This is a genomic window from Streptomyces aureus (assembly GCF_001418135.1).
In the GTDB taxonomy this organism is placed as follows: Bacteria; Actinomycetota; Actinomycetes; order Streptomycetales; family Streptomycetaceae; genus Streptomyces; species Streptomyces aureus_A.
Genome location: NZ_LIPQ01000126.1, coordinates 1 through 9575 on the forward strand (window position 1 = coordinate 1; position 9575 = coordinate 9575).

At 72.7% G+C, this 9575-nt stretch carries 10 protein-coding genes; 4 read left to right on the plus strand and 6 right to left on the minus strand.

The genetic code is table 11. The features are described 5' to 3' along the window. The first annotated feature begins 276 nt into the window (after positions 1 to 276). Positions 277 to 1071, plus strand: coding sequence for a S16 family serine protease (locus tag AOK00_RS12740; protein WP_055600424.1), 795 nt, complete (start codon positions 277 to 279; stop codon positions 1069 to 1071). Here AOK00_RS12740 and AOK00_RS12745 read toward each other — a convergent pair. From AOK00_RS12745 to AOK00_RS12760, 4 genes are all read right to left on the minus strand, one after another. Then, entirely contained in the window at positions 1004 to 2437 is a 1434-nt protein-coding gene (locus AOK00_RS12745) for an MFS transporter (protein WP_079041973.1), read from the minus strand. The two genes, AOK00_RS12740 and AOK00_RS12745, sit on opposite strands and share 68 nt — an antisense overlap. Further along, positions 2434 to 2619 (minus strand): hypothetical protein, encoded by a 186-nt coding sequence (locus AOK00_RS12750; RefSeq protein WP_055600425.1) that lies wholly within the window; start codon positions 2617 to 2619, stop codon positions 2434 to 2436. The genes AOK00_RS12745 and AOK00_RS12750 overlap by 4 nt, the downstream gene beginning before the upstream one ends. A gap of 19 nt (positions 2620 to 2638) precedes the next feature. After that, on the minus strand, positions 2639 to 3220 hold the full coding sequence (locus AOK00_RS12755) for an ArsR/SmtB family transcription factor (RefSeq protein WP_055600426.1): 582 nt from the start codon (positions 3218 to 3220) through the stop codon (positions 2639 to 2641). 114 nt (positions 3221 to 3334) lie between these two features. Continuing rightward, entirely contained in the window at positions 3335 to 3802 is a 468-nt protein-coding gene (locus tag AOK00_RS12760) for an Lrp/AsnC family transcriptional regulator (RefSeq protein WP_041662431.1), read from the minus strand. 121 nt (positions 3803 to 3923) lie between these two features. Here AOK00_RS12760 and hppD point away from each other — a divergent pair, with 121 nt between their 5' ends. Next, complete coding sequence (hppD, locus tag AOK00_RS12765; protein ID WP_055600427.1) at positions 3924 to 5069, plus strand: 4-hydroxyphenylpyruvate dioxygenase; 1146 nt, start codon at positions 3924 to 3926, stop codon at positions 5067 to 5069. A gap of 403 nt (positions 5070 to 5472) precedes the next feature. Here hppD and AOK00_RS41140 read toward each other — a convergent pair whose 3' ends face one another. Then, positions 5473 to 6933, minus strand: a complete 1461-nt coding sequence (locus AOK00_RS41140) for a tetratricopeptide repeat protein (protein WP_301554199.1) — start codon at positions 6931 to 6933, stop codon at positions 5473 to 5475. Positions 6934 to 7031: 98 nt separating this feature from the next. Between AOK00_RS41140 and AOK00_RS12775 the strand changes: the two genes are divergently transcribed. Next, positions 7032 to 8399 (plus strand): FAD-binding oxidoreductase, encoded by a 1368-nt coding sequence (locus tag AOK00_RS12775; protein WP_055600428.1) that lies wholly within the window; start codon positions 7032 to 7034, stop codon positions 8397 to 8399. A 32-nt stretch (positions 8400 to 8431) separates the two neighbouring features. On the opposite strand, the gene AOK00_RS12780 is transcribed toward AOK00_RS12775, so the two are convergent. Continuing rightward, on the minus strand, positions 8432 to 8923 hold the full coding sequence (locus AOK00_RS12780) for an SsgA family sporulation/cell division regulator (RefSeq protein ID WP_055600429.1): 492 nt from the start codon (positions 8921 to 8923) through the stop codon (positions 8432 to 8434). Between the two features lie 311 nt (positions 8924 to 9234). Between AOK00_RS12780 and AOK00_RS37065 the strand changes: the two genes are divergently transcribed. Beyond that, a partial coding sequence (locus AOK00_RS37065; protein WP_159041755.1) for a DUF2510 domain-containing protein occupies positions 9235 to 9575 on the plus strand: 341 nt, incomplete at its 3' end.

The following is a 9575-nucleotide window of genomic DNA, read 5'->3' on the forward strand; positions in this document are numbered from 1 at the left end:
CTGGTGCCCCGGCTCGCGGCGGTCGGTCTGACGAGCGCCGCCGGGCGGGCCGCGATGGTCGGCGCCGTCGACCCCCGGGTCTCGGTGCCGGCCGTACGGAAGCTCGTACGGTCCTTCTTCGCCCACCACCTGCCCATACCCGGGGTCGTGCCCGGGTCCGAGTCCAGGTCCAGGTCCGGGTCCGGGTCCGGGGTCAGGTCCGGGGTCGGGCCCGGGTCCGGGGCGCGCCCAGCGCCCCCGGCCCGGTGGGGGCGGCCGCCCCAGTAGATTGGATGCGTGCTCTCCAGTCTCTCCCGTCCCAAGGCGCTCGCGGTCTGCGCGCTGCCCGTCGTCGCGCTCTTCGCCGTCGTCGGGCTCGCGCCGTTGCCCTATGCCATCGCGCAGCCCGGTACGACCGCCGATGTGCTCGGCAAGGACAAGGGGCGGGAGGTCATCACGATCACCGGCGCCCCGGTCCGGCCCTCCGAGGGGCAGCTGCGGATGACGACGATCGTCGCGACCGGGCCGTCCACGGACGTGGACCTCGGGGACGTGGCCGACGCCTGGTTCCGTACGGACCGGGCCGTCCTGCCGCGCGACTCCGTCTACCCGCCGGGGAAGTCCGACGCCGAGGTCGAGAAGCACAACCTCGGCCAGATGAAGGAGTCGCAGGACGCGGCCACGCTCGCGGCCCTCGACTACCTCGACGAGGACCCCGAGAAGGTGAAGGTGAACCTGCACCTCGCCGACATCGGCGGCCCCAGCGCCGGGCTGCTCTTCTCCCTCGGCATCGTCGAGAAGCTCGACGGCGACGGCGCCGGGGGCGACCTCACCGGTGACCGGATCGTCGCCGGGACGGGAACGATCGACGCGGACGGCACGGTCGGCGCCGTCGGCGGGGTCTCGCTGAAGACCCAGGCCGCCGCGCGGGACGGGGCCACCGTCTTCCTCGTACCGAAGGCCGAGTGCTCGGACGCCCAGGCCGAGCTCCCGAAGGGGATGCGGCTCATCCCCGTCACCGCGCTCAGCGACGCGGTGGCGTCCCTGAAGGCCCTGGAGCAGGGACAGGAGTCGAAGGTTCCGGCCTGCTGACCGGTTCGCCACCGGGTCCGCCACCGGGTCCGCCCCCGGAAGGCGCTCCGTCCTCGGGTGTGCGCTCCGGCGGCGGGGCGTTCATGGCCCGCCAGGCCGGGAAGACCAGCGGCGAGAGCGTGGCGAGGAAGTAGAGCCCGCCGATTCCCAGCAGCGTCGCCGTCAGACCGGCGCGCTCGACGAGGAGGCCCGCCGCCAGGCCGCCCAGCGGGGTCGTCAGCAGCACCCCCGCGGTGCTCGCGCCCATGACGCGGCTGCGCAGGGCGTCGGGGACCTGCTCGTACATCACCGTGGTCAGGATCGGGTTGAGGACGCCGACGCCGAATCCGGCCGCCGCGAGCGTCACGAGCAGGGGTGCGGTGGTGTCGGTGAGCGCGGCCACCACGTACGGCGGGGCGCCGCCGAGCAGGAAGCCCGCCGTGAAGACGGCCCGGCGCGGGAAGCGCTGCCCGACCGCCCCGTAGAGCAGGGCACCGGCCAGGGCGCAGCCGCCGAAGACCGACACGAGCAGGCCCTGGGTGGCAGGACCGCCCAGGGCCTGGCGTGCGTGGACCGGAAGCAGCACCGAACTCCAGCTCTGGCTCAGGCCGTTGGTGACCATCACCATGACCGTGATGCCGAGCAGCAGGCGCGCGCGGAACAGGAAGGCGTACCCCTCGCGCAGATCGGACCGGTAGCGGGCCGCGGAGAGCCGGGGGCCGTCGCGCACCGGCTCCGCCGAGGGCACCCCGCGCAGGCCCGCGGTGACGAGCAGCGCGGAGAGGGCGAAGGTCGCCGCGTCGAGGACCAGGACCGTGTCGGCGCCCATGAACGCCACGAGGAGTCCGGCGAGCGCGGCGCCCGTCATCCGGGCCCCGCGCGCCACGGCGTCGTACAGGCTGGCGACCCGGGGGAGCGAGGTCCCGGCGCGCCGGGCGAGATCGGGGACCAGGACGTGCCGGGCCATCTCCCCGGGTGCGTGGAAGAGGCCGGTGACGGCCATCAGGGCGCACAGCATCCAGAACTCCAGGACGCCGGCGCGGTGCAGCAGCGGGATCGCGGCGAGCGCGAGCGCGCAGACCAGGTCGGAGGCGATGCTGACCCGGCGGCGGCCGATCCGGTCGATGACCGGGCCGCCGGCGATCGCGGAGACGAGGACGGGCAGGGCCGCGCAGAACGCGACGACACCGGCCTTGCCGGGGCTTCCCGTGGTGTCGAGGGCGAACCAGGGGACGCCGATGAGCGTGAGTGAATTCCCGGTGATGGACACGGCGTTGGCGGTGAGGACGGTCGCGAGGGGGACCCGGTCCCGCTTCGTCGTCCTCGTCCTCGTGCCCGTCGTGCTCGGCTGCCCCGTGTCCGCGTCGTTTCCCCCCGGAGTGCTCATGCGGCCAGCGTGACCGGGCGGCCGGGAGCGGGCGTGGCCAGGCGCAGGCCCAGCTCGACGAGTCGCCAGCCGAGTTGGACGCGGAGGGCGGGGCCGGGGACGCGCGGGGCGGTGGTGGCGGCCTCGCGGTGGAGTTCGGCGGCGTGCAGCTGATGGAGCTTGAGGTGAATGTCGGCGTGCATGACTCCGTGGTTCCTTCCGTCAGTTCTCGTGCTGCGGGAACGCGTGCAGATGGATCCGTACGCGCTCGGCGTCCGGCGCGTCGGCCTCCTCGACGCCCCGGTACGACTCGATGAGCGCGTGCATCCTCTTGTCGAGCTCGCGGAGCTTCTCGGGGGACAGGCGCAGCGTGAAGTCGCTCATGTCGGAGGCGCCGAGCCAGTCGTCGCTCCAGTCGTGCCGGTTGCCGAGGTACGTGCTCAGTTCCTGGGTGTGGATGGTCGCGATCTCGTGGACGTAGATGTCGAGGGCGCCGCGGACCTCCGGGTCCGGGTTCCGGGAGAGCGACTCGTCGACGGTCGTGCCCTGCTGGCCGGCCTTCCACCACCGCTCCCGTCCCTTGCCGCGCGTCGGGTCGTCCTCGACGAAGCCGTGGGCCGCGAGCTGGCGCAGGTGATAGCTGGTCGCTCCGCTGGACTCGCCCAGTCGCTCCGCGAGCTGGGAGGCGGTGGCGGGGCCGTGGATGCGCAGGGCGCGCAGCAGCTGGATGCGGAGGGGGTGGGCGAGCCCGCGCAGGGTGCGCGGGTTCAGGGGGCGGCTCAGGTATTCCTCGGGCTCGGGCATGGCTTGAGCGTAGAGTTGCAAAGGACCAGTTGCAAGCAGTTCTTTGCAACTAGTCCTTTGCAGCCATCTCTTTGGAGCGTCTGGCCCACTCCTGCGCTCTTTGTGCCATCCGCCCTACTCCTGCGCCGCCTGCTCCACCAGCGGGATGATCCGCAGCGGCACCGGGTTCTCCATCACGATCGCCGTCGACGCCCGCACGATCCCCTCGAACGCCACCACCTTGTCGATCACTCGCTGAAGGTCCGCGTTCGAACGGGCGACGAGACGGCAGAGCATGTCGCCGTGGCCCGTCGTCGTGTGCAGCTCCAGCACCTCCGGCACCGTCGCCAGATGCCCCCGTACGTCCGCTCCCTGCCCCTGCTTGATCTCCAGGGTCGCGAACGCCGTCACCGGATAGCCGAGCGCCGCCGGGTCCACCTGCGGCCCGAAACCCCTGATCACCCCGCTCGCCTGGAGCCGGTCGAGCCGCGCCTGCACCGTCCCCCGCGCCACCCCGAGCCGCCGGGAGGCCTCCAGGACCCCGATGCGCGGCTCGCGAGCGAGGAGCGTGATGAGCCGGCCGTCCAGATGATCGATCGCCACAGCGGTCTCCTCATGGTCAGGATGTACAAGTCGCACGGCCATACTCGCCCGTCGCTGTGCAACATGACCAGTGGATCAGAGAACTCTTGCGCACCTTGCCGAACGGCGGGACATTGCTGCCATGACTGAGACCATCGATCACACCCCCTCCACCGCGCGGCAGGCCGATCCCTTCCCCGTGAAGGGAATGGACGCGGTCGTCTTCGCCGTCGGCAACGCCAAGCAGGCCGCGCACTACTACTCCACGGCCTTCGGCATGAAGCTCGTCGCCTACTCCGGACCGGAGAACGGCACCCGCGAGACCGCCAGCTACGTCCTCACCAACGGCGCCGCCCGGTTCGTGTTCACCTCCGTCATCAAGGTCGCCACCGACCGGGGCCGCTTCCTCGCCGACCACGTCGCCGAGCACGGTGACGGCGTCGTCGACCTGGCCATCGAGGTGCCGGACGCCCGCGCCGCGTACGCCTACGCCGTCGAGCACGGCGCCACCGGCCTCACCGAGCCGTACGAGCTCAAGGACGAGCACGGCACCGTCGTCCTCGCCGCCATCGCCACGTACGGCAAGACCCGCCACACCCTCGTCGAGCGCTCCGGCTACGACGGCCCCTACCTGCCCGGCTTCGTCGCCGCCAACCCGATCGTCGAGCCGCCGGCCAAGCGCACCTTCCAGGCCATCGACCACTGCGTCGGCAACGTCGAGCTCGGCAAGATGAACGACTGGGTCGGCTTCTACAACAAGGTCATGGGCTTCACCAACATGAAGGAGTTCGTGGGCGACGACATCGCCACCGAGTACTCCGCCCTCATGTCGAAGGTCGTCGCGGACGGCACCCTCAAGGTGAAGTTCCCGATCAACGAGCCCGCGATCGCGAAGAAGAAGTCGCAGATCGACGAGTACCTGGAGTTCTACGGCGGCGCCGGCGTCCAGCACATCGCCCTCGCCACCAACGACATCGTCGCCACCGTGCGCGCGATGCGGGCCGCCGGTGTCTCCTTCCTCGACACCCCCGACTCGTACTACGACACCCTCGGCGAGTGGGCCGGCGAGACCCGCGTGCCCGTCGAGACCCTGCGCGAGCTGAAGATCCTCGTCGACCGCGACGAGGACGGCTACCTGCTGCAGATCTTCACCAAGCCGGTCCAGGACCGCCCGACCGTCTTCTTCGAGATGATCGAGCGCCACGGGTCCATGGGCTTCGGCAAGGGGAACTTCAAGGCGCTGTTCGAGGCGATCGAGCGCGAGCAGGAGAAGCGCGGCAACCTCTAGCCACCGTCCGCACGGCGAGGGGCCCGGGGCCACGCCCCGGGCCCTTGCGGTGCGCCCGTCGCGGCCCGCGCCCGCCGTTCCCCCAGTCTTGGTCATCTGTCCCGCTGGGGCGACGCCCACCCTGCGCACCCACGTTGTGGGCATCTGTTCCTCCCCCAGACTCCGTCCGGGGGGACCCCCAGGGCGGAACGGGTGGCACAACGGAACGGCGCCCCTTGCCGGGCCCAGGCTCCCCGCGCCCTGACCCGTACCCCTTGTGCACCGTGCTTGGCGGTGCGGGTCCAGGCACAAGAGGCGGAGGCGCCGCCAAGGGCCGCCCCGGCTCACGCGGCGGTGGGCCATCCGATCCGGCGGGCTCCGGCCCACGCGGGGGGTGGGCCGGAGCGCCGTCCAAGGGCGCGCGCTACGGCCGCGGTGCCGCCGCCGCTGCCTCTGCCTTCGGTGGCTTCGGCGCCGTGCCCGGACCCGCCCCCCGCCCCTTCACCGGCTCGGTTTCCGGTTCCGCGCGGAGTTCCTTCGGGAGTTCGTCCGAGGGCTCGCCGATCGCCGCCACCGCCTCCGCCGCCCTCGGCGCGAGCAGCGGCGAGAAGTGCGGGTTGATCCGCAGCGCCTCCGCCAGGTGCCGCCGGGCCGGGCCGGTCTCCGCCAGGGCCCGTTCGATCTCGCCCCGGTGGTACGAGAAGAGCGCGCTCCGCAGGCCCTCCTCCGTGGCCCGAGTCGCGTACTCCAGCGCCTCCTTGGGCCGACCCGCCCGGTACAGCGCCCACCCCAGCGCGTCCGCGACCCGCACCGAGCGGTGCCCGCGCGCCCACTCCGCCCGCATCCGGGTGACGGCCGCCGCCGCGTTGCCGTGGTCCGCGTCGAGCAGCGCGAGGGGCACCTCCCCGCCCGCCCACGTGCCGGTCCGCAGCCGCTCGTACAGCGCCCGCGCGTCCCCGTTCAGGCCCAGCGACTCGGACAGCTCACCGGCCTCCAGGACGTACTCCGGCAGCGGCAGCCGGGCCAGCGCCGCCCGCCAGTCCCGCAGCGCCTCGTCGGTGCGGCCCAGTGCCGTCAGCGCCCGCGCCCGGCCCGCGAGCGAGGGCCCGTGGTCCCGTACCTGCGTCAGCGCCGCCCCGAACCGCGCGAGCGCCTCGTCCGGTTCGCCCCGCTCCCACGCCAGGTCCCCGAGCCGGGCCAGCGCGGCAGCCTTGTCCGGGGCCGTCTCCGCGAGCGCCACGGCGTCGAGGGCGGCCGCGTCGGCGTCCTCGCGCCAGCCCCGGTCGCGGTAGGTCTGCGCGGCCCGCGTCCGCACCACCGCGCCCGCGTGGAGCCCCTCCAGGGTCTCCATCGCCTTCTGGGCCGCCTTGTAGTCGCCGAGACCGTTGTACGCGTCCATCAGGACCGGGTACGCGGGCCAGCGGTGCGGATCCGCCTTCCGGACCTTCTCGCCCCACTCCTTGGCCGACTTCCAGTCGCCGCGCGCCCCCGCGAGCGCCGCCAGACCCAGCTGGGCGGCCGTGTTGCCGCGTGCGGCGGGCCGTTCGGCCAGCGAGCGTCGCAGTGCCTTCTCGGCGCGCGGGTAGTCCCGTACGTCGCCGAGGCGCGCGCCCCGCTCCGTGTACGCCGCGCCGAGTTCCGCCCAGGACGCGTCGTCGTCCGGGTGGGCGCGCAGCCACTTCTCCCGGTCGCCGATCAGCGCGGCCAGGTCCGGGAGCGCGGCCTGCGCGCCCGCGTGGGCCGCGATCGTCGCCCGCTCCGCCGGACCGGGCGGGGGCGGCGGCCCCTGGTCGAGGAGCTCGGGGACGTAAAGGAGTGCCGTCGCCGCGAGCACCGCGCCCACTCCGGCCGCGAGGACCGTCCTCGACACGTTCTGCGTCTTCATGGCGCTCACTGTGCGCCCGTCCGCGCCTGTACGAAGAGCACACGAAGCGCCTGCCCCGGCGGGTTCACACCGATGGCCCCGGGTGCCACGCTGGAGTCATGGACGATCTTCTGACGCGGCTGCGCGCCGGGCTGCCCGCCGAGGCGCTGCTCACCGATCCGGACGTGACCGCCTCGTACGCGAACGACATGGCGAGCTTCTGCGAGGCCGGCGCCCCCGCGGTCGTCGTGCTCCCGCGCACCGTCGAGCAGGTGCAGCACGTCATGCGCACCGCGACCGAACTCCGCGTCCCCGTCGTCCCGCAGGGAGCCCGCACGGGCCTCTCCGGCGGCGCCAACGCCTCCGAGGGCTGCATCGTGCTCTCCCTGGTCAAGATGGACCGCATCCTGGAGATCAACCCGGTCGACCGGATCGCCGTCGTCGAACCGGGTGTCGTCAACGCGGTGCTGTCACGGGCCGTCGCCGAACACGGTCTGTACTACCCGCCGGACCCGTCCAGCTGGGAGACGTGCACCATCGGCGGGAACATCGGCACGGCCTCCGGCGGACTGTGCTGTGTGAAGTACGGGGTGACGGCCGAGTACGTCCTCGGCCTCGACGTCGTCCTCGCCGACGGCCGGCTCCTGACCACCGGCCGCCGCACCGCCAAGGGCGTCGCCGGCTATGACATGACCAGGCTCTTCGTCGGCTCGGAGGGCAGTCTCGGCATCGTCGTCCGGGCCGTGCTCTCGCTCAGGCCGCAGCCCCCGGCGCAGCTCGCGCTGGCCGCCGAGTTCCCCTCCGCGGCCGCCGCCTGCGCGGCCGTCTGCACGATCATGGAGCGCGGCCACACCCCGTCGCTGCTCGAACTCATGGACCGCACCACCGTCCAGGCCGTCAACAGGATGGCGCGCATGGGGCTGCCCGACACCACCGAGGCGCTGCTCCTGTGTGCCTTCGACACCCCCGACCCGGCCGCCGATCTGGCCGCAGTGGGGGAGCTGTGCGCGGCGGCGGGCGCCACCGAGGTCGTCCCGGCCGCCGACACCGCCGAGTCCGAACTCCTCCTCCAGGCACGCCGGCTCTCCCTCACGGCCCTGGAGACGATCAAGTCGGCGACGATGATCGACGACGTGTGCGTGCCGCGGACGCGGCTCGCGGAGATGCTCGCCGGCACGGCGGCGGTCGCGGAGAAGTACGACCTGACGATCGGGGTCTGCGCGCACGCGGGCGACGGAAACACCCATCCCGTCGTCTGCTTCGACCACACGGACGAGGACGAGTCGCGGCGCGCGCGGGAGTCCTTCGACGAGATCATGGCGCTCGGGCTCGCGCTCGGCGGCACGATCACCGGCGAGCACGGCGTGGGAGTCCTCAAGAAGGAGTGGCTGGCACGGGAGCTGGGGCCGGTCGGAGTCGAACTCCAGCGCGGGATCAAGGCCACCTTCGACCCGCTGGGGCTGCTCAACCCCGGAAAGCTCTTCTGACGCGGACCCGTGGGGTCGCAGGGGTACGGGGCTCACAGCTCGCCGTCCTGCGACTCGTCCGACGGCCACGGGTCGCGCAGCCACAGCTCGTCGGCGATCACGGTGGTCGCCAGGAGTTCGGCGAGCCCTTCGTCGATGCCGAGCCGCTCGCACTCGGTGCCCGGCGGCACCGCGCGCAGGGTCCGCTCCAGCCAGGCGGACACCTGCGCGGCGGGGGCTTCGAGGAGGGCGTCGCCGTCGGGGGACGAGAGCGCCATCAGGATGACGCCGCGGCCGTCGACCTTCGTGGGCCAGATCCGCACGTCGCCGTGCCCGCAGGCCCGGAACACGCCCTCGACCAGGAGTTCGCGCGCGAACGTCCAGTTGACCGGGTGGTCGGTGCCGATGTGGAACGTGATGTGGACGGCGTACGGGTCGTCCGTGCGGTAGGCGAGCCGGGCGGGGACGGGGACGGCGCGCTCGGGCGAGAGCACCAGCTTCAGCTCCAGCTCGCGCTCGACGGTGGTGTTGTCGGTGTTCTGCATGGTCGTACTCCCTCTCGTGGGCCGGCCCCGTGCGGGCCTTCACCGGGAGAGAGCGGGGTACCCACGGCTCATTACGCGACTTCGGGAAGTTTTCTCGGGAAGTTTTTCCGAGCCGGGGAGCAGGGCGCATGTCCCGGCCCGAACATCACCGGGAGTGATCGATTCCGGTACGTGTCCTCCTCGAAGGCGGGCTTTCTCACGGGCTCTTTGTTCCCTCGGGGACGTTCTTCGTTACTGTCCTCCTTGGGCGCGGCACGCCCGGCACGCGGCCGCGCGGATCAAGGGCGTTGTGACTGAACGGAGTCGGGGCAGTGGCTACTCCTCCTGGAGGCGGCGGAGAGGTACCGCAGGCGGGGTACTACCCGGACCCGTCCATTCCCGGATACATCCGGTACTGGAACGGGGGCGCCTGGGTTCCCGGTACGAGCAGGCCCGCGCCCACGGACGGTGAGGTTCCGCCGGGTCCGCCGGCCTCGGCGATCCCGGGCGGCCCGATCCTGGCCTCCGGTCCGGCGCCGGCACCGGCCGCCGCACAGCAGACCCGGCCCGAACCGGAGCCGGTCCAGCCGCATCAGCCCGCGCAGCAGCAGCCCCACGAGCCGCAGCAGCAGCCTCACCAGCCCCACGAGCCGCAGCAGCAGCCTCACCAGCC

What these genes read in the sequence shown, in the direction of transcription:
- AOK00_RS12755 (WP_055600426.1), bottom strand. Translation starts at nt 3,220, where the DNA reads ATGCCCGAGCCCGAGGAATACCTGAGCCGCCCCCTGAACCCGCGCACC.
- AOK00_RS12780 (WP_055600429.1), bottom strand. Translation starts at nt 8,923, where the DNA reads ATGCAGAACACCGACAACACCACCGTCGAGCGCGAGCTGGAGCTGAAG.
- AOK00_RS12750 (WP_055600425.1), bottom strand. Translation starts at nt 2,619, where the DNA reads ATGCACGCCGACATTCACCTCAAGCTCCATCAGCTGCACGCCGCCGAA.
- AOK00_RS41140 (WP_301554199.1), bottom strand. Translation starts at nt 6,933, where the DNA reads ATGAAGACGCAGAACGTGTCGAGGACGGTCCTCGCGGCCGGAGTGGGC.
- hppD (WP_055600427.1), top strand. Translation starts at nt 3,924, where the DNA reads ATGACTGAGACCATCGATCACACCCCCTCCACCGCGCGGCAGGCCGAT.
- AOK00_RS12775 (WP_055600428.1), top strand. Translation starts at nt 7,032, where the DNA reads ATGGACGATCTTCTGACGCGGCTGCGCGCCGGGCTGCCCGCCGAGGCG.
- AOK00_RS12745 (WP_079041973.1), bottom strand. Translation starts at nt 2,437, where the DNA reads ATGAGCACTCCGGGGGGAAACGACGCGGACACGGGGCAGCCGAGCACG.